Source organism: Winslowiella sp. 2C04 (genome assembly GCF_050037805.1).
In the GTDB taxonomy this organism is placed as follows: Bacteria; Pseudomonadota; Gammaproteobacteria; order Enterobacterales; family Enterobacteriaceae; genus Erwinia; species Erwinia toletana_A.
The window spans coordinates 2,003,799-2,023,194 of record NZ_CP188300.1; the positions used below are offsets into that span (position 1 = coordinate 2,003,799).

Annotated in this window: 18 protein-coding genes, 1 pseudogene and 1 riboswitch; of the genes and pseudogenes, 10 read left to right on the forward strand and 9 right to left on the reverse strand. The window is 52.1% G+C overall.

The window, feature by feature from the left end; translation table 11 throughout:
* Positions 1 to 18: 18 nt before the first annotated feature.
* Entirely contained in the window at positions 19 to 2,652 is a 2,634-nt protein-coding gene (locus tag ACP3TC_RS08950; RefSeq protein ID WP_313852303.1) for a PqiB family protein, read from the reverse strand.
* Entirely contained in the window at positions 2,621 to 3,865 is a 1,245-nt protein-coding gene (gene yebS, locus ACP3TC_RS08955; RefSeq protein ID WP_313852301.1) for a membrane integrity lipid transport subunit YebS, read from the reverse strand. Before yebS ends, ACP3TC_RS08950 begins: the two co-directional genes overlap by 32 nt.
* Positions 3,866 to 4,109: 244 nt before the next feature.
* Here yebS and ACP3TC_RS08960 point away from each other — a divergent pair, with 244 nt between their 5' ends.
* The 4 genes from ACP3TC_RS08960 (at position 4,110) to htpX (ending at position 8,566) form a co-directional block, all read left to right on the forward strand.
* Positions 4,110 to 4,610 carry a GAF domain-containing protein gene (locus ACP3TC_RS08960; protein ID WP_052900090.1) on the forward strand — a complete coding sequence of 167 codons (501 nt, stop codon included), beginning with the start codon at positions 4,110 to 4,112 and terminating at the stop codon, positions 4,608 to 4,610.
* Between the two features lie 96 nt (positions 4,611 to 4,706).
* Positions 4,707 to 5,390: an RNA chaperone ProQ gene (gene proQ / locus ACP3TC_RS08965; protein ID WP_313852296.1), complete on the forward strand. Its 684-nt coding sequence runs from the start codon at positions 4,707 to 4,709 to the stop codon at positions 5,388 to 5,390.
* 19 nt (positions 5,391 to 5,409) lie between these two features.
* Positions 5,410 to 7,452 carry a carboxy terminal-processing peptidase gene (gene prc / locus ACP3TC_RS08970; protein WP_426818055.1) on the forward strand — a complete coding sequence of 681 codons (2,043 nt, stop codon included), beginning with the start codon at positions 5,410 to 5,412 and terminating at the stop codon, positions 7,450 to 7,452.
* 235 nt (positions 7,453 to 7,687) lie between these two features.
* A complete protein-coding gene (gene htpX, locus ACP3TC_RS08975; RefSeq protein WP_313852292.1) occupies positions 7,688 to 8,566 on the forward strand; it encodes a protease HtpX in 879 nt (292 codons plus the stop codon).
* 69 nt (positions 8,567 to 8,635) lie between these two features.
* On the opposite strand, the gene ACP3TC_RS08980 is transcribed toward htpX, so the two are convergent.
* Positions 8,636 to 10,012 (reverse strand): MFS transporter, encoded by a 1,377-nt coding sequence (locus ACP3TC_RS08980; RefSeq protein WP_426818056.1) that lies wholly within the window; start codon positions 10,010 to 10,012, stop codon positions 8,636 to 8,638.
* A gap of 197 nt (positions 10,013 to 10,209) precedes the next feature.
* Between ACP3TC_RS08980 and kdgR the strand changes: the two genes are divergently transcribed.
* Positions 10,210 to 11,001: a DNA-binding transcriptional regulator KdgR gene (gene kdgR, locus ACP3TC_RS08985; protein ID WP_313852288.1), complete on the forward strand. Its 792-nt coding sequence runs from the start codon at positions 10,210 to 10,212 to the stop codon at positions 10,999 to 11,001.
* A gap of 47 nt (positions 11,002 to 11,048) precedes the next feature.
* Here kdgR and ACP3TC_RS08990 read toward each other — a convergent pair whose 3' ends face one another.
* Positions 11,049 to 11,285 (reverse strand): YobH family protein, encoded by a 237-nt coding sequence (locus tag ACP3TC_RS08990; protein ID WP_313852286.1) that lies wholly within the window; start codon positions 11,283 to 11,285, stop codon positions 11,049 to 11,051.
* A gap of 239 nt (positions 11,286 to 11,524) precedes the next feature.
* Between ACP3TC_RS08990 and ACP3TC_RS08995 the strand changes: the two genes are divergently transcribed.
* The 5 genes and pseudogenes from ACP3TC_RS08995 to rlmA all read left to right on the forward strand — a co-directional run bounded on the left by ACP3TC_RS08995 (position 11,525) and on the right by rlmA (position 14,736).
* On the forward strand, positions 11,525 to 11,797 hold the full coding sequence (locus tag ACP3TC_RS08995) for a YebO family protein (RefSeq protein WP_313852284.1): 273 nt from the start codon (positions 11,525 to 11,527) through the stop codon (positions 11,795 to 11,797).
* Between the two features lie 29 nt (positions 11,798 to 11,826).
* On the forward strand, positions 11,827 to 12,831 hold the full coding sequence (locus ACP3TC_RS09000; protein ID WP_313852282.1) for an MBL fold metallo-hydrolase: 1,005 nt from the start codon (positions 11,827 to 11,829) through the stop codon (positions 12,829 to 12,831).
* A gap of 540 nt (positions 12,832 to 13,371) precedes the next feature.
* Positions 13,372 to 13,443, forward strand: a pseudogene (locus tag ACP3TC_RS09005) (DUF2627 domain-containing protein); the annotation flags it as partial.
* Positions 13,444 to 13,528: 85 nt separating this feature from the next.
* Positions 13,529 to 13,738 carry a transcription antiterminator/RNA stability regulator CspE gene (gene cspE, locus ACP3TC_RS09010; protein WP_313852280.1) on the forward strand — a complete coding sequence of 70 codons (210 nt, stop codon included), beginning with the start codon at positions 13,529 to 13,531 and terminating at the stop codon, positions 13,736 to 13,738.
* Positions 13,739 to 13,920: 182 nt separating this feature from the next.
* Positions 13,921 to 14,736 (forward strand): 23S rRNA (guanine(745)-N(1))-methyltransferase, encoded by an 816-nt coding sequence (gene rlmA / locus ACP3TC_RS09015; protein WP_313852278.1) that lies wholly within the window; start codon positions 13,921 to 13,923, stop codon positions 14,734 to 14,736.
* Here rlmA and mntP read toward each other — a convergent pair.
* The 5 genes from mntP to manX all read right to left on the reverse strand — a co-directional run bounded on the left by mntP (position 14,733) and on the right by manX (position 18,954).
* Complete coding sequence (gene mntP, locus ACP3TC_RS09020) at positions 14,733 to 15,293, reverse strand: manganese efflux pump MntP (protein ID WP_313852276.1); 561 nt, start codon at positions 15,291 to 15,293, stop codon at positions 14,733 to 14,735. The genes rlmA and mntP overlap by 4 nt on opposite strands.
* A 12-nt stretch (positions 15,294 to 15,305) precedes the next feature.
* A riboswitch (yybP-ykoY riboswitch) is annotated at positions 15,306 to 15,480 on the reverse strand.
* Between the two features lie 215 nt (positions 15,481 to 15,695).
* Positions 15,696 to 16,154: a DUF986 family protein gene (locus tag ACP3TC_RS09025; protein ID WP_313852274.1), complete on the reverse strand. Its 459-nt coding sequence runs from the start codon at positions 16,152 to 16,154 to the stop codon at positions 15,696 to 15,698.
* A gap of 100 nt (positions 16,155 to 16,254) precedes the next feature.
* On the reverse strand, positions 16,255 to 17,100 hold the full coding sequence (locus tag ACP3TC_RS09030) for a PTS mannose transporter subunit IID (protein WP_313852272.1): 846 nt from the start codon (positions 17,098 to 17,100) through the stop codon (positions 16,255 to 16,257).
* Between the two features lie 16 nt (positions 17,101 to 17,116).
* On the reverse strand, positions 17,117 to 17,917 hold the full coding sequence (locus tag ACP3TC_RS09035; RefSeq protein ID WP_426818057.1) for a PTS mannose/fructose/sorbose transporter subunit IIC: 801 nt from the start codon (positions 17,915 to 17,917) through the stop codon (positions 17,117 to 17,119).
* Between the two features lie 71 nt (positions 17,918 to 17,988).
* Entirely contained in the window at positions 17,989 to 18,954 is a 966-nt protein-coding gene (gene manX / locus ACP3TC_RS09040) for a PTS mannose transporter subunit IIAB (protein WP_426818058.1), read from the reverse strand.
* Positions 18,955 to 19,396 lie beyond the last annotated feature (442 nt).

Sequence of the window (19,396 nt, forward strand, 5' to 3'; positions counted from 1 at the left end):
TCGCCCGTTTTACCAAGGTTAGCGCGGGATGGCGGTTCCCCATTTACGCCACTCTTTCGGCTCTTCATCCAGCAACAGGAAGTGCTTGTTGGAGGTGGCCTGTGGCGCCAGCGGCACCGTCGGCGGGGTCGCAAACTGGATTCCGCCGCGAATAAACTGCTGGAAGGTGCCGGTTTTCACCACGCCACCGATCAGGCCGAACTCAAGGTTATAGCCGGACGCCAGCCAGAACACCGAGTTATTACGGACCAGATGCTGGTATTTTTTACTGATGCGCAGAGTAATCTGTACGCGGTCTGCCATGCTGCCCAGCGAGGTGCCGGTAACGGTGCCCACTTCAATACCGCGGAACAGTACCGGAGTGCCGATTGACAGCGAGCCGCCTTCCGGCGCATCGACCACTACGCTCAGGCCATCGAGATAGCGCGAGTCGGTGATGGTGGCTTCCTGCAACTCAAAGCTGCGTGCAGCACGACCTTTACCGGGATCGACGTTGATATACGGTTGCAGCAGGGTTTCCAGATGATTGACGCCGGTGGCGGAAATTTCCGGTGACACCACCGAGAAGCGGCTGCCCCAGCGCGCGAAATCATCAACGTATTCCGGGTACAGTACCGCTTTGGCGATCACCTGGTTTTTATCCGGGCTAAGCGCCAGTGATTCAACCTGTCCGACATTAATACCGAGATAGCGGATTGGCATACCTGCGGCCAGTTTACTGGCGTCAAAGGTATGCAGTGAAATCTGGCTGCCTACCGCGCGTGCCGCAGTTTCAGAATCGTACAGTACGCGTTTTTGATCGCGGCTAATCCCGCTGCCGGCACCACTCAGGTTATCGAAGCTGATAGCGCCTTTCAGTGCGCGGTTCAGTGGCGATGCCTGCACCGTTAGTCCGCTGCCGTTAAGCTGCACGCGTGCGCCGCCTTCAGCCCAGAACACGCTGTTTTGCGTCAGCAGCTTGCGGTATTCCGGCTTGATATGCACGGCGACATCAAATTCATTGGCTTTAGGCGTGACGTCAACAATCTCACCCACCTGGAATTTGCGGTACAGCACTATCGATCCAGCCTGGATATCCGGCAGGCTGTTAGCCGTCAGCATGATGGTGGTCGGCGGGCGATCGCTGGTTATGCCTTCTTCCGCTTTTTCACTGTCGGCATACAGTGGATAGCTGCTTTTCGCTGCGCCTTTCGCGCCGGGTTCCAGTCGAATGCCGCCATCGACCCATTCACGGGCGCTGGCGCCGAGCACCTGCATACCGTCAATGCCTAATTTCACATTTAGCCGGCTGTTGATAATAAATTTGCTGTCGCCGTGCACCAGGTGGCGATGATCCGCCGCAATCGCCACAACAAAACTGACGCCTTTCTCGTCGAGCTTGCGGCTGATCACCTGACCGATTTTCATGCCGTGCAGCATGATTGGCTGGCCGGCATCAATACCGTAGCTTTCCGGTGCGCTCAGTTTCAGCGTCAGCACATCGGGCTGTTGCAGTAAGGATTCGTTACTGGCGCGCACCTTGAAGTGATCCTGAGGCTCGCCGTCACCCGGAATCAGTTCAAGGGTATTACCGGTTAACAGGCTACTCAGGCTGGTATCCGTCAGGCTAACCTTCGGGCTACGCATCTCAATGCGCGTGCCTTCTCGCATCAGACTGACGACCGATGGATCAATGGTCATTTCACCCTTGACGTTACCGCCGGGCTGTAACGTCATCTTGGTCAGGGTGCCGACTTCCAGCCCCTGATACATCAACGGCGTGCTGTCTTCTTTGAGGTCTTTACCGTCTGGCAGATCGAGAGATATCACCACGCCGCGCTGACTGTGCGCGAGATCGGGGTAAAGAGTATAGTTGTCTTCAGAGGCCGCCTGCTGTGAGGCATCCGGTGAGTCAAAGGCGATGGCACCATTCACCAGCGCCGCCAGGCTTTCCAACTGGACTTTCGCACCAGCCAGCCCGACATCGGCTTTTACCCCAGACACATTCCAGAAGCGGCTCTCTTTTTTCACCAGATTGGTAAAGCGGCGCTCAATCAGCACATCTACCGTGACGCCCTTATTACCGGGGTTGATGCTGTAATCGTAGACGCGTCCCACCGGAATTTTGCGGTAGTAGACCAGTGAGCCGGTGTTCAGCGAGCCAAGATCCGGCGTGTGCAGATGAATCAGCATTTCGCCGGTATTCAGCCGGTATTTAGGCTGGGTATCCAGCGCGCTGAAGGTTTCGCGTGGCTCACCTTTACCCGGCATCATACCGATATAGTTACCGCCGACCAGCGCATCAAGACCGGAAACGCCAGCCAGCGAGGCTTTGGGCGTCACCAGCCAAAATTGAGTGTCTTCGCGCAGCGCATCTTTCATATCGCTCTTGATGCTGGCTTTAATTTTGATGGTGCGCAGGTCGTCAGTCATGCTGATGCCTTGCACCTGGCCGACTTCCACCCCCTGATAACGGATCGGTGTTCTGCCCGGCACGATGCCATCCGCCGACACAAAGTCGATGGTAATGGTGGTGCCGCGCTCCTGATAGTTAGTCCAGAGCAGCCAGCCCGCAATCAGCAGCGCGATTAACGGCAGGAGCCAGAAGGGCGATATTCTGCGCTTATTGGTGACTCGAGCTTTAGTCGGTGTAGTCGGCGTTTCCTGTTGCATGTGCATCCCAAAGTAAACGACTATCCAGCCACTCAACGGCTAGGATAGTGAGAATAACCGCCGAGCCAAAGTAGAAGGCTGCCGGTCCCATAGTAAAAGCTAAAAGTTGATCGCGATTGACCAGTGACATGGTCAGCGCAATCACGAACAGATCTAACATTGACCAACGTCCTACCCATTTCACTACACGCAATAAGCGTATACGGGTCTTCAGACCTTGCTGACATTTAAACTGAATGCTGAGCAATAACGTCAGTAACACAATCACTTTAGTGAACGGCACCAGAATACTGGCGATAAATACCACTGCTGCTACCGGTATATTGCCGGAAGCCAGCGAAAGAATGCCGGAAAAAATAGTATCTTCCTGCCGCGCACCGTTGAGATAGATAACTGAAATCGGCATCAGGTTAGCCGGCAGCAGAAATATAATCGATGCAATCAGCGCCGCCCAGGATTTTTGCAGGCTGTGGCGGCGGCGAAAGCGCAATGGGGTGTGGCAGCGTGGGCAGCGGCCGCGATCGTCCGCCAGCCCGGTGTGATGGCAATTCAGACAGACCTGCAATTTTTCCGGCGCTACCTGCGGCTCCGGCTGCGGATAAAAACGCTGCCACAGCTGCTCAACATTAAGATGGATCAGGGTGACGAGGCTGAGAATGGTCAGCACAATATAGGCCAGTAGCCCGGTGCCCAATTGCAGGTCGGCATAATCCTGCACTTTGATTGACGCCACGGCGATGCCTACCAGGTAGATATCCAGCATCACCCACTCTTTTAACCGGTCAAGCATCAGCAGCACCGGACGCAGATTCATACCGAGTCGCTGACCAAAAAACAGATAAATAATCGACGCAACCAGCGTTACCGGTGCGCCGACGGTGCAGAACGCGACCATCGATGCGCTGATCACATTGCCCTGTTCGGCCATTTGCAGAATGCCGCCCAGCAGGCTGGCGCTGATATTGGTGCCCAGCAGGCGGATGTCGACCAGCGACATGCCGAAAGCAAACGGCATCAGCAGAATCATGGTGACGGCCATGGCTGTCAGGCGCGTCATTGACCAGTCACGGCCGTTGAGAATTTTGGCGTTACAACGCGGACAGTGTGCTGTCTGACGGGATTTAACATCCGGCATGGAAAAAAGGGTATCGCATTGCGGGCAACGCTGATAACGTTCTCGGGGCAGGGCATGGCTGATTGCGTAAATTTTCATATTATTGAGGATGCGTTGCCCATGTAATGCCAATAATAAGCAGAAATTGTTATCAAAATCGTGCTCTGAAGCGATGCGATAAACACCGGGACACTGATAAAGTGTTCTGCAAACCAGTGCGGAAGATCCTAAGGTTATATGAACTGACGGAATGATTCATCTTGTCGGCCTGGGCAATTAATGCTTATTTTAACGAGTGACGCACTAAAAGGCGCGCCTCAATAGTATTTACAATGGTTAATAAATGAACAAACAAGAATTTTATACGGATTTAAACCGTGATTTGCGCGCGTTAATTGCTGGTGAAACCAGTTTCCTGGCTGCTATGGGCAATTGTAGCGCGCTTTTATATGAACGTCTTGATGGTGTTAACTGGGCAGGGTTTTATTTGCTCACGGAAGAGAACACGTTAGTACTCGGCCCGTTTCAGGGTAAAATTGCCTGCGTGCGTATTCCTGTCGGTAAAGGCGTATGTGGCACGGCAGTTGCAGATAATCAGGTACAGCGTGTTGATGACGTGCATGCGTTCCCGGGTCATATCGCCTGTGATGCCGCCAGTAATGCCGAAATCGTGCTGCCGTTAGTGGTCGATGGTGAAGTTATCGGCGTTCTGGATATCGACAGCACAGTTTATAATCGCTTCGACAGCAACGATGAAATTGGCCTGAAAACCCTTACTGACGGGCTTTGCGAAGTACTTGCGGGTAGTGATGTGAAAAAATTTATTCACATGAAACGCACCTAAAGAGCTGGATCACGTAGCAATTGCCGCCTGGCTCATTATAATGACGCCTGTTCATGCCTGCGCCGGTTGGCAAACCCGTTGTAATCAGGAAATTTCATGGAAAATCAACCTAAGTTGAATAGCAGTAAAGAAGTCATCGCCTTTTTGGCAGAGCGTTTCCCAAACTGCTTTAGCGCCGAAGGCGAAGCACGACCGCTCAAAATTGGTATCTTTCAGGATCTGGTCGAACGTGTGCAAGGTGAAATGAACCTGAGTAAAACTCAGCTTCGTTCCGCACTGCGCCTGTATACCTCCAGCTGGCGTTACCTTTATGGGATTAAAGCGGGTGCGACGCGCGTCGATCTTGACGGCAATGCATGTGGTGAGCTCGACGAACAACACGTAGAGCACGCACGTAAGCAGCTTGAAGAAGCTAAAGCGCGAGTTCAGGCACAGCGTGAGCAGCAGCAGGCGAAAAAACGTGAGGCCGGTGAAGAGACCGCACCACGTCGTCCGCGTAAACCTGCGCCGCGTAAACCTGCTGCAGAAGGCGAACAGCCGCGTAAGGCTCGTCCTAAAGCGCCGCGCCCTGCCCAGGAACGTGCAGCACCCGTTGAACGCGAACCGCGTACTCAACCGGTTACCGATACTTCAGCATTGCAAGTCGGCCAGAGCATTAGAGTCAAAGCAGGTAAAAGCGCGATGGATGCCACCATTCTGGAAATCTCCAAAGATGGCGTCCGGGTGCAGCTGGTTTCCGGCCTGGCAATGATCGTGCGCGCAGAACATTTGCAGTTCTGAAACGGAGGCCAGCCACGGCATGAACAATTTTTTTAGAACGACCATTATCGCGGGCCTGCTTATTGCAGGCCACGCATTCGCTGCGGAAAATATTACCCGCGCCGATCAGATCCCTCAGCTGCAGCAGGAGCCGCAACACGCCACCGTCAGTGAACGTGTTACCTCCCGTTTTACCCGTTCTCATTATCGTCAGTTCGATCTGGATAAAGCGTTCTCTGCAAAGATTTTTGACCGCTACCTGAATATGCTGGACTACAGTCACAACGTGCTGCTGGCTTCAGACGTGGCGCAATTTGCCGATAAGAAAGGCACCCTCGGTGAGGAGTTTAAATCCGGCAAGATGCCGGTGTTTTTCGATTTATACAACCTGGCGCAGAAGCGCCGGTTTGAGCGTTATCAGTATGCGCTGTCGGTGCTGAATAAGCCGATGAACTTTACCGGCAATGACACCATCGATCTCGATCGTGGCAAAGCGCCATGGCCAAAGAGCGTTGCTGAGCTTAATGCGCTATGGGATGCCAAAGTCAAATATGACCAGCTTAGCCTGAAGCTGACCGGCAAAGACGAGAAAGAGATTCGTGAGATTCTCACTAAACGCTATGAATTTGCCATTCGTCGGCTGGCGCAGAGCAACAGCGAGGACGTGTTCCAGCTGGCAATGAATGCTTTCGCCCGCGAAATCGATCCCCATACCAGCTATCTTTCACCGCGCAATACCGAGCAGTTCAATACCGAAATGAGCCTGTCGCTTGAAGGGATTGGCGCGGTATTGCAGATGGATGATGACTACACCGTCATCAATTCCATGGTAGCGGGTGGCCCGGCAGCCAAAAGCAAGGCGATTACCGTGGGTGACCGCATTGTGGCGGTCGGGCAGCCGAATAAGCCAATGGTGGATGTGATCGGCTGGCGGCTGGATGACGTGGTTGCGCTGATCAAAGGGCCAAAAGGCAGTAAAGTCCGTCTGGAAGTGTTACCGGCAGGTAAGGGCAGCAAAACTCGCACGGTGACGCTGACGCGTGAGAAGATCCGCCTGGAAGATCGTGCCGTGAAGATGTCGGTGAAAAACGTCGGTAATCAGAAAGTCGGCGTGCTGGACATTCCAGGCTTCTATGTTGGTCTGACAGACGACGTTAAAGTTCAGCTGCAGAAATTGCAGAAACAGAATGTTAACAGCGTTGTGATTGACCTGCGCACCAACGGCGGTGGCGCACTGACTGAAGCCGTCGCGCTTTCGGGTCTGTTTATCCCAAGCGGCCCGGTAGTTCAGGTGCGTGACAATAACGGTAAAGTGCGCGAAGACAGCGACACTGACGGTATTGTTTACTATAAAGGTCCGTTAGTGGTGCTGGTGGATCGCTTCAGTGCCTCGGCATCTGAAATCTTCGCCGCCGCGATGCAGGACTATGGCCGTGCGTTAGTCGTCGGTGAGCCGACCTTTGGTAAAGGCACCGTGCAGCAGTATCGTTCGCTGAATCGTATCTACGATCAGATGCTGCGCCCGGAATGGCCTGCGTTGGGTTCAGTTCAGTATACCATTCAGAAGTTTTACCGTATCAACGGCGGCAGTACGCAGCGTAAAGGCGTCACGCCTGACCTGCTAATGCCAACCGGCGTGGAAGCGGTTGAAACCGGTGAGAAATTTGAAGATAACGCGTTGCCTTGGGATAGCATCTCCGCCGCGACCTATGTGAAAACGGGCGATCTGAAGCCGTTTGAGCCGCAATTGCTGAAAAATCATCAACAGCGTATCGCGCAGGATCCTGAGTTCCAGTACATCATCAAAGACATTGCCCGCTTTAATGCACTGAAGGATAAGCGTAACGCGGTGTCACTCAATCTGGCGCAACGCGAGAAAGAGAATCACGAGGAAGATGCGCTGCGTCTGGAACGTATCAATGCGCGTTACAAGCTGGAAGGCAAAAAGCCGCTGGCTAATATAGATGATTTACCGAAAGACTATAAAGAGCCGGATCCGTATCTTGATGAAACGGTGAAGATAGCCAATGACCTGGCGCAGCTCGAGTCTGGTCAGCCGGCAAGCAAAAAAGCCGCTAACTAGTCAGTAAAACAGGCACTGCTCAGGCAGTGCCTGTTTCTTTCCTCGTTCCTTACTTTAGCATCGCTAATTACTGCAAACCTGTCAGCGATTAATCGCTGTGCATTGCATAAGCCAAAAATGTAAAGTTATGTCTTTTTAGACACTTAAACGTTAAGGTCGCTTGAAATGCTGATGGTTACCCATACGATGTATATCCGCATACCGGCACTAAGCTAACTGAGGAAGATTATATTTTATGATGCGTATTGCTCTTTTCCTGCTAACCAACCTTGGCGTAATGTTGGTTTTCGGGCTGATTCTCAGCCTGACAGGGATCCAGTCAAGCAGCGTTCAGGGCCTGATGATTATGGCAGGCCTGTTTGGCTTCGGCGGTGCGTTTGTTTCACTGCTGATGTCAAAATGGATGGCACTGCGTTCCGTTGGTGGGGAAGTGATTGAACAGCCTCGCAACGAAACCGAACGCTGGCTAATGGAAACGGTTGGACGCCAGGCGCAACAGGCGGGCATCGCGATGCCGCAGGTTGCTGTTTACCATGCACCGGATATCAATGCTTTTGCCACCGGCGCACGGCGTGATGCGTCACTGGTGGCGGTTTCTACCGGCCTGTTGCAGAACATGAGCCGTGATGAAGCCGAAGCGGTACTGGCGCATGAAGTCAGTCATATTGCCAGCGGTGATATGGTGACCATGACGCTGATTCAGGGTGTGGTGAACACCTTTGTGATCTTTATCTCGCGTATTATTGCGCAGGTAGCTTCGGGCTTTCTGTCCGGTAACCGTGACGAGGGTGAAAGTAACGGCAACCCGATGGTGTATTTTGCTATTTCTATGGTGCTCGAACTGGTGTTCGGTATCCTGGCCAGCATTATCACGATGTGGTTCTCACGCCATCGCGAATTCCACGCTGATGCCGGCGCGGCGCGCCTGGTCGGTCGTGAGAAGATGATCGCCGCATTACAACGACTGAAAACCAGCTACGAGCCGCAGGAAGCCAGCAGCATGATGGCGTTCTGCATTAACGGTAAAAACAAATCGTTCAGCGAGATGTTTATGTCGCACCCACCGCTGGATAAGCGCATCGAAGCGCTGCGTAGTGGCGAATACCTGAAGTAGTTGATCACTCGCGGCTTGGGCGGCGAAAAGCCGCCCCTGCGATTGAAGGGGGCCTTATGGTCCCCTTTTTTATTTTCCGGCGCGTGGCTGGGTCATGCGCATTGCACTGACAATGGCTGCCGCACTGGAGAAGCATCCGGCCATAATTAGCGAAGCATGGGTGCCGTGAGTACCAAACAGATTAAACATCAGTGCCACCAGCGCCGCACCACTGGTTTGCCCCAACAGACGTGCAGTACCCAGCATGCCACTGGCACCGCCACTGCGGTTACGCGGTGCGGAAGAGATAATCGTATGATTGTTTGGTGACTGGAACAGGCCAAAACCGGCACCGCACAGCATCATTCTCCAGATAATATCGACATCGGCCGGTGCGGGTGGCAACAACGCCAGCGCAAACAGACCGGCGGCAAACATCGCCAGTCCAATACCGCCGAGCAGACCGGCGTGATAGCGCTCAATTAAGCGGCCGGCAATCGGCGCCATCACCATGGTGGCCAGCGGCCACGGCGTCAACAGCAATCCGGTTGCGACTTCACTGCGTCCCAGCACGCTTTGCAGATAGAACGGCAGCGATACCATTGCCAGCATTTGCGCGCAGAATGAGCAAACGGAGGTGCAAATCGACAGTGAGAAAATCGGAATGCGCAGCAGATCGACCGGCAACAGCGGAAACGGCAGAGTAAGCTGACGGCGGATAAACAGTATCCCGATCACCAGTAACGCCACCAACTCTGCCGCGATAATTTCCCAGCGCTGGCCCTGCGCTGCGCCGCTCAGCGCGGAGATCAGCAGACCGAAGGTCAGCGCATTCATCACGGCACTGGTTATGTCAAAACGCTGTCCTTGCGCCTTCTGCGGATTATCCGGCAGAAAGCGCAGCGCGAGCCACAGCGCGGCAATACCCACCGGAACGTTGATAAAGAACAACCACTGCCAGGAAGCCACTGATAACACCGCAGCCGCCACTGTAGGGCCTGCTGCAGTGGAAACTGCCACGATCAGCGAATTTATCCCCATACCGCGCCCGAGATGGCGCTGAGGATAGATAATGCGGATCAGCGCGGTATTAACACTCATCAGTGCAGCACCACCAAATCCCTGTAACACCCTGGCAAAAGTCAGCATCTCCAGCGAGCTGGAGAGCGCACAGAACAGTGATGTGCAGCTAAAAACCACCAATCCCCACTGATAAATCCGGCGATAACCAAGAATATCGCCGAGAAATGACAGCGACAGCAGAGAAACAATGATCGCCAGCTGATAGGCATTGACGATCCAGATTGACTGGGCCGGGCTGGCCTGCAAATCGCGGGCGATGGTTGGCAGCGCGACGTTGGCAATCGCACCATCCAGTACCGCGACGGTGATGCCCAGCGCAATAGCAATGATCGCGCCGTAACGCTGCGGGATGGGTAAGCCATCCATTTGAGAGGTTTGTGACATAAGGAGAAATTAATCATGAGTGTGAATATCATCATGCTAATGGCTTTCTGCGACTAATGCATCGCATTTAATAGCAAAACTCGCTGTGCTCCTGCTGGCGCAAACTGCGTGATTTAATTGCGATATCGGCAACCTCACACGTATACTAGAAATAGTGTTCCATTTTTTGTAAAACAATTTCAGAAAGGTTGTGATTTATGGCCAATGCAGATCTTGATAAGCAGCCCGACTCCGTCTCTTCCGTGCTAAAAGTGTTTGGCATTTTGCAGGCGTTAGGTGAAGAGCGTGAAAACGGCATTACCGAACTGTCGCAGCGCGTGATGATGTCTAAAAGCACCGTCTACCGTTTTCTGCAGACCATGAAGTCACTTGGCTATGTGTCGCAGGAGGGCGAATCGGAAAAGTATGCCCTGACGCTGAAATTGTTTGAGCTGGGTGCGAAAGCGCTGCAAAACGTCGATTTGATCCGCAGCGCCGATATCCAAATGCGGGAGCTGTCGCGCCTGACCAAAGAAACCATTCATCTCGGCGCGCTGGAAGAAGACAGCATTGTCTATATTCATAAAATCGACTCAATGTACAACCTGCGGATGTATTCGCGCATTGGCCGTCGTAACCCGCTGCACAGCACCGCGATTGGTAAAGTATTACTGGCATGGCGCGATCCGGCCGAAGTGCAGGAAATTTTGCAGCATGTAGAATTTACCCGCAGCACCGCGCGTACTTTGGCCAGTGCTGAAGAGCTGTTACCGGTGCTGGAGAAAGTAAAATCGCAGGGATTCGGCGAGGATAACGAAGAGCAGGAAGAGGGCTTACGCTGTATCGCAGTGCCGGTGTTTGACCGTTTTGGCGTGGTGATTGCAGGTCTGAGTATGTCATTCCCGACAATTCGCTTCGCGGAAGAGAATAAAAAAGATTATGTCAGCATGCTGCATCGCGCTGCGAGTGCGCTGTCATCCCAGATGGGCTATCACGACTATCCATTCTGAATCTGATGCGGCTGGCGGCCAGTACGCCGCCAGCCGATCGGCGTCAATTAATTATCGACCACTTCACCGGTTTTCTTCAGGATTGGGCAGTCAGTCACGCCGATAATCCCGCTGTCGGTATGCAGATATTGTGCCGAAACCATACCGCGTGCGGTCAGATACTGACACTGTAAACCCATGCCTGCGGCATTTTTGTTACTGCCGGTCAACACCCCGTAGCCCGTTAATAACATCGCCAGCCAAATAATCGCCAGCAGTATGACGATACGAATAATCATTTTCATTTTTGTCTCCATGTTTAATCAGGCTGTTCCTCATCATCAGCCGTCGCGCCCAGCATAGCACCATGCCGTTTGCTGCACATCCCGTCGATAAGAGGATGCTGAAAGCGATGAGTATTACTCAGATTTCACCAGCAAATTATGTGAGTTATCTATCAATTCGCTGCCGAGCGAGTAAAATCGACAGGTTGTGTTGTGCGCATTGCAGCAACCTTTGAAAGTACGGTAACACTGAGGTTTGTATGAATGAGATGGCGAATGGCGTGATGGGTTTTGCGTCAATGGGATTTAGTGCAGCGCTGGTCATTGTTGGCCTGATCGCATGGTTTTTTGTTAACCGCGCCAGCGTGCGTGCCAGTGAGCAGATTCGCCTGCTGGAATCGCTGCTAGATGAGCAGAAAAAGCAAAACGCGCTGTTGCGCCGCCTGACGGATAGCGTCAGCGGTAGTGAGAGCAAAAACGCAGTGGAGCAGCAGGACGAGAAAGATTTCACTCGCCTGATTCCTGAGCGATAAGCAATGTTACGCGCTGAGGAGCGTTGAATATGGCGTGGAAAAATCCGTGGTATGACCCGTCTAAGGCGCACCATACGCCAGAGGGTTTTTGTAATCCGGAAACTGATTTACGTCAGCAGGGCGATTTAGCGCGTTGGCGCAAGGAGCGTAAAGCGCAGGGGCTGCCATTTCCCCCCGCAGCAGGGTATGCCGGGTTTATCTCCCAATGGTGGCAGCCAGCAGACCTCTCCGGCGATCAGGATGCTGTCTGGTGGCTTGGACACGCTTGCCTGATGCTGCGTATCGATCAGCGCTATACCCTGATCGATCCGGCGTTATCTCAGCGCGCTTCGCCGTTGCGCTGGTATGGCCCGGCACGTAAAACGCCTGCGGCGCTGAATATCGATGATTTACCCCGGCTGGATGTGGTGCTTATTTCGCATAATCACTATGATCATCTCGATCGTCCAACCATCAAGAAAATTTTGCGGCGCTTTCCTGAAGTGCAGTTTGTTGTGCCGCTCGGCCTGAAGCCGTGGTTTATTCGCCAGGGCGCGCGCCACGTCAGTCAGGCAGACTGGTGGCAAGCTACTGAGCTGGCGGGCATGACCATTCATGCCGTACCGGCACGTCACTGGAGTATGCGCACGCTGCGAGATCGTAATCGTTCACTGTGGTGTGGCTGGACAATAAACGTCAAAAAACTGAATTTCTGGTTCACCGGCGACAGCGGCTACTCCGAAAATTTACTCGAAATCCCGCGCCGTCTTGGGCCTTTTAATCTGGCCGCGTTACCGGTCGGTGCCTATGCACCAAAATGGTTCATGCACGCCCAGCATATGGATCCGCAGCAGGCGGTTTCTTTGCACCGCGATCTGGGTTGCCCTCTATCTATTCCGATTCACTGGGGAGTATTTGAGCTGGCTGATGAATCACTGGATACGCCGCCAGCCGAACTGGCGCATTCGATGCAGTCGGCAGGGCTTGATCCACAACGCTTCCAGCCGTGGAGAATAGGAGCAAGAGCGCTGATAAATAATATTATCCAGGAATAATCTTAGGGTGACAGATATCAACCGCAGAACATTCCACTAATCACATTATTTATAATTCTGCTTGGGAACAGATCAAATTAGTGAGTAATTTATCAGCGTTGCATTTAATTGGGGCAGGGCGAAATAATGCTCCTGATTTTGGTGCAATTTAATGTTTAATTTGTACGAAAGGATACTTGTTGTACAAGTTACATCTGCAAACTTTTAGCTTGTTACCGGCTGCTTTAATCAATCTATACAGAAGTTCTTTGCAATATTTATGCAATATTTATGCTGAATAGTAATGAGTTAGCGCAAGGTCGTATTAGACGAAACCTTTAGTTTAGGCTAAAGTAATCGGGACGTTATAGACATGCTGGGTGGGCCTTTCCTGCTTGGGTTGTATGTCTGTTTAGCCCGAAAGCGTGCATATTTGTGCATTCCGTGCCGTTAGTCGTTTCAATAATGTGCGGCAGGTCGATCACTGTTTAAAAATGGCTTGCCATTAATTAAAGGATATGTGATAACGCTTTCTGGGTAAAACGAGGTACAGTTCTGCTTATGTGTGGCATTTTCAGTAATGAAGTTCTGAGTAAAAACGTTGACGTTGAATACCGCTTCCTTGCCGAACCTTAAATTAGTGCCTCATTCAGTAATGTCTCTGGTTTCTCAGTAAGTAAGCCTCCGGGCGAATAAAACAATCTAAGGAATTTGCATAATGGCAAAGATTAAAGGTCAGGTTAAGTGGTTCAACGAGTCTAAAGGTTTTGGTTTCATTACTCCTGCTGACGGCAGCAAAGATGTGTTCGTACACTTCTCTGCAATCCAGGGTAACGGCTTCAAAACTCTGGCTGAAGGCCAGAATGTTGAGTTCGAAATTCAGGACGGCCAGAAAGGTCCAGCTGCAGTTAACGTTAATGCAATCTGATTTCGATCTCAGCCTCAGCAAGGTGTTGTAATTCATAACGCCGCTGAAACTGAATTGTGAAAGCCCCGTCATTCGTGACGGGGCTTTTTTGTTGCGCCTGACGCGAATCTGAGTGGATTACTGACGCACGCAGGCGATGAAAGGTGTAAACTGCCGCCCTGATTTTTTGCCGGAGAGCCTGAATGCCGTACCTTTGTCCACTTTGTCAGCAACCGCTGGCGCTTAATGAGCGCAGCTGGCGCTGCACGAATCAACATCAGTTTGATTGCGCGAAAGAGGGCTACGTCAATCTGCTGCCGGTACAGCATAAGCGTTCTAAACAGCCGGGCGACAGTGCGGAGATGATGCAGGCGCGCCGTGAGTTTCTTGATGCCGGTCACTATCAGCCGTTACAGCAGCAGGTAGCTGCACTGCTGGACAGCGTATTGCCACAGCAGGCGGTCAGCCTGCTGGATATTGGCTGTGGTGAAGGGTATTACACTGAAGCAGTCAGCCAGCGTTTATCGCAGCGTGAAAGCCGTCAAATATATGGTCTGGACGTGTCTAAGGTCGCCATTCGCTATGCCGCGAAACGCTATCCGGAAATTAGCTTCTGCGTGGCCTCCAGCCATCGCCTGCCTTTCGCCGCGCAGTCATTGGATGCGGTGCTGCGCATTTATGCGCCGTGCAAAGCCAGCGAGCTGGCGCGAGTCATTCGTCAGGGCGGATATTTGCTGACGGTTGCGCCAGGGCCGCGTCACCTGTTGCAGTTCAAAGAACTTATTTATCAGCAGGTAAAGCTGCATGATGAGAGTGAAGAGCAGCCGGAAGGCTTTACGCGCGTTGATCAGCAGGCGTTGAGTTACCCGATGACGCTTAACGGCGAAGAAGCCGCTGCGTTGTTACAAATGACGCCATTCGCCTGGCGTGCGCGCCCGGAAGTATGGGGGCAGCTGGTCGGTGAGACGGCGTTTATCTGCGAGACGGATTTTGTGCTGACGCTGTGGCAGCGCGATTAAGCCAGGCTGGAGTAAAGAATACTGCAACCAATGCCGATCAGCACTACGCCGCCGAGGATCTCGGCACGCTTGCCAAGCATCGGCCCGATAAAGCGCCCGACCATAATGCCTGCTGTTGACATAATCAGCGTTGCCAGGCCGATCATCATCGCGGTTTGCAGTATGTTGACTTGCAGGAAGGCAAGGCTGACGCCAATCGCCATCGCATCAAGGCTGGTGGCGATTGCGGTCATCACCAGCAGCCAGAAACCGTGACGGTGCACCGGCGCGCAGTCGCTGCTCTGGCCACGAAACCCCTCGGCGATCATTCGCCCACCGAGAAACGCCAGCAGTATAAACGCGATCCAGTCGCTCCATCCCATGACAAATTGCGTCGCAAACTGACCAATACACCAACCAATTAACGGTGTAATGGCTTCGATTACGCCAAAGATTAAGCCAGTACGGAGTGCTTCGGAAAAACGGGGTTTATGCAGGGCTGCACCTTTACCGATCGAGGCGGCAAAAGCATCCATAGACATGCCAAAAGCAAGAATAAGCATTGCGGAAAGATTCATCGAAGTCGTAACCTCGGCCGGGACATCCATATACACGTGCGCCATCCCCAACCTTACATGGGCACGTGTCTATGGTCTCGCCTTCCCGCTGCGGGCCGCAGCTGCCACGTTTATCTCTAAACGAGTATGTTGACAGATGCATTTCTGACACTCCGTCAGAAATCGGCTACTCCCCAATGACGCTGGCTACAATATCACAGCGACAAATGAAGGCAAATTAAAATTCATTATTTTTTAGCGCCAACTGATAACGATTTTCATTAATTATCTGACTTATCCGTTGCTGTTTAAATTAAGCGCAATGTTATTGCGGTTTTAACGGAAAAATAATATCCGCAGTTTTATTAGTGATTAGAATTAACATGCCTGGGGTATAATTCATACCCTTGGCTATATTTTAACTTATTGATTTTCTACCATTGTTTTATAAATTCTTTCAAGGTCGTCTAATTCTCTGACGTAAATCAGCAGGCGGCGCTGCTCTAATTGCATCACCAGTACGCCATCTTCCGATAAATTCATACTTTTGATACGGGAATAAGCTACCCAGACGTTCGCGTAGAAAAAGCCCTGCGGTTTTAACAACAATTTCGGTCGGCGAATCCAGAAAATATAAATGGCGATAAAAGCCAGAATCAGCAGTAACGTCGTGGTAACTTGTGGCCCGTTGGCTGAAACGTTGTGATAAAGCAAAATGGCGATCAAGCCGATAAAGATCAGGCTATCCAGCTTGTTACGGCGTTGCAGCAGCACTTTCAGACGGGTTTTACCGCGCAGACGATCCATCAGTAATTCATCATAAATCGCGTACAGCAGAAACAGGGCGATAACGGCAATGATGAGATAATCGGTTAAAGACATACTACAGCTCCGTGAAAGTCGTTTTGTCAGCGTTTGGCGTAAACGCTGATAAAAAGACTCTGCAATAAAAAACCGGGAGCCAGGCTCCCGGTTCAGCAGTTTACAGTCCGAGTAAACCAATCCAGTAGCCGAAGATACCAATGGCAAAGAAGCCCATGATAATCCACAGCGCATTCACTTTACGTCGCAGCAGCCACATACAGCCAAAGGTCAACAGCAGTGGCACCAGTCCTGGCATCAGCTGATCAAGGATGGTCTGAACTGTGGTGACATTGGTCTGGCCGGTCTGATCGGTGATCCTCGACACCACCAGTGGAATGTTAACATGCGTCCACTTATTAACCAGTGCCCCCATGACAAACAGGCCGAGAATTGACGCCCCCTCGGTCAGTTTTTGCAGGAAGCCGCCGCCCATGTCGCTAACAATATCGACACCTTTTTTATAGCCATACGCGACGCCATAATAGCGAGTTGCCAGACGCACCAGGTTAAACAGCACGAAGAACAGTATCGGACCGAGCAGGCTGCCACTCATGGCGATACCGGCTCCGAGTGCGGCAAATACCGGGCGCACCGTACCCCAGAAGATGGGGTCGCCGACGCCTGCCAGTGGCCCCATCAGACCGACTTTGATGCCGTTAATCGCCGCATCATCAATCGGTGCACCGTTGGCACGCTGCTCTTCCATCGCCATGGTCACGCCCAGTATTGGGGCTGCCACGTACGGGTGGGTGTTAAAGAACTCAAGGTGACGTTTAATTGCCTGTTTACGCTGGTCGTTATTCTCCGGGTAAAGGCGACGAATCACCGGCACCATTGAGAAGCAGAAACCGAGCGCCTGCATGCGTTCAAAGTTCCATGATCCCTGGAACAGGTTTGAGCGCAGAAATACACCGCGAATATCACCGGGTGTGAGTTTTTTTTGTGTGGTAGTGGTATCAACCATTTCTCTCACCTTATCCTTAGTCTAATTCGTTATCGAGGTCGTTTTTTGCCGGGCCAGACGCTGCTGCACCCGCGACGCGGTTATATTTCGGGCTGAGCTGAATATAGAGCAGTGCCATTACCACCCCAATGACACCCAGTGCGACCAGGTTGAATTCGGTAAATGCCGCGGTCACGAAGCCAAGATAGAAGAACGGCATCAGGTAACCGGCACGCATCATATTGATGACCATTGCATAACCGACCACGACAATCATGCCACCGGCGATATTCAGGCCATTGGTCACAACTTCCGGAATCGAGTTCAGCAGGTTGTGTACTACGCTGGTGCCGACGGATACAGCAACGATCAGTGCCGGAATGGCAATACGCATCGCCTGCAACACTAATGCCGAAACGTGAATCCAGCTGATTGCGGTCAGATTACCTTTCTCGGCCGCTTTATCGGCGGCGTGCTGGAAGGCAACGGTAATCGTACGCACAATAATGGTCAGAACCTGGCCAGCTGCGGCCAGCGGAATAGCCAGTGCGATACCGGCTCCGATGCTTTGCCCACCGGCGATAACCAGAATGGTCGAAATAATTGAGGCGAGGGCGGCATCGGGTGCCACTGCCGCACCAATGTTCATCCAGCCAAGGGCGATCATTTCCAGCGTACCGCCGATAATAATCCCGGTTTTAACATCTCCCAGCACAAAGCCAATTAACGTACAGGCCACCAACGGACGGTGAAACTGAAACTCATCAAGAATCGATCCCATACCTGCGACGCAGGCGACAATAAATATCAGTACAATTTGAAGAGTGGTAATCTCCATTGCACTTCTCCTTCTGACATAAGCATTCTGAGTTAAACCTGACGCGTCAGGCGATGAATAAGGCTTTCAACTTATTGATTCACTTTGGCAATCAGGTCCATCATTTTCAGTTTCTGGTCGGACGAGACCTTTCTGACTTCCAGCTCAATTCCGCGATCGTTAAGCTTCTTAAACGCGGCAATATCTTTTTCATCAACTGACACCGCATTGTTCACCTGGGTTTTACCCTGGCGGAATGCCATGCCACCGACATTGACCGAGGTGATATTGACGCCCTCTGCCACAATACGCTCGACATCCGTCGGGTTGGTGAACAGCAGCATCACTTTATCCTGACCGTATTTCGGGTTGTTGTAGACGCGCACCATTTTCGCGACGTCCACCACATGTGCAGTGACCCCTGGAGGGGCGACCTGGGTCAGCAGGGTTTTGCGCACGTTATCGGCAGCGACTTCATCACTGACGACGATAATGCGGTTTACGTTGGTTTCTTTAGTCCAGCGGGTGGCGACCTGGCCGTGGATCAGGCGGTCATCAATACGGGCCAGACCAATTTTCATATGGTCTTCCGCGCTCATTGGTTTGGTTGGTGCGGCAGGTGCGGCGGGTTTAGCTGCGGCCACCGCTGCGGGTTCAGGCTCTTTAGCCTTCAGTGCTTTGACGCCCTCACGGCCGGTTTCCACTGCCACTGCCACCAGCTCATCGAATGCCGGATCATCGTCACGTGCCATCAGCGTTTCCACCAGCATTGGGATATTAACGCCGGCGATGACTTCATAGTTTTGTTTATCGACCACAATACGGCTGGCGGCATTAAACGGGCTGCCACCCCAGGTATCAACGAGGAACAGCACGCCCTGGCTGGTGTCGAGTTCAGCAAGGCGCGCAGTGTACTTCTCAATCAGGGTTTCAGCATTTTCACCGGGGACAAAATCAATCCAGCCGACGTTTTCCTGATCACCCAACAGCATTTCGGCGGTTTTCAGAAGCTGCTCTGCTGCCCAACCATGCGTGCCGATGACAATAGCAATAGTCACTTGCTACCTCCTTTTAGAATAGTGAGCGTTTCAGCCAGTGAGCACTGAGCCGCCAACGAGTTTATCGCAACAGCGATAAGCCCACCCCAAGACAACGCTGCAATCATCAATAGAGATTTTTTGCAGAGTCAGGATATACAGCGAATGTTTCGACAATTATTTTAGTCTGTGAAAAAATAAATTATGTGACCTCGCTCAGTTAATCCGATGTATAACTTGATGATTTGTCATTCTGCTCATTTATCAGGCAGCCAAATAAAGCAGTTTTGTTAACTGTAAGAAAATATTTTGACGACAATGTTTCTGCTGGTAGAGTAATGACTCTTTTTTGCTACAGGAGTAACGGGCCTTTGCCCTCCCTATGGACTGTCACCGAAGTTGTTTATCCATGCCACCGGGTCATCCGGCTTGTTTTCTGACGCCTTCCGGCGTATCACGCACT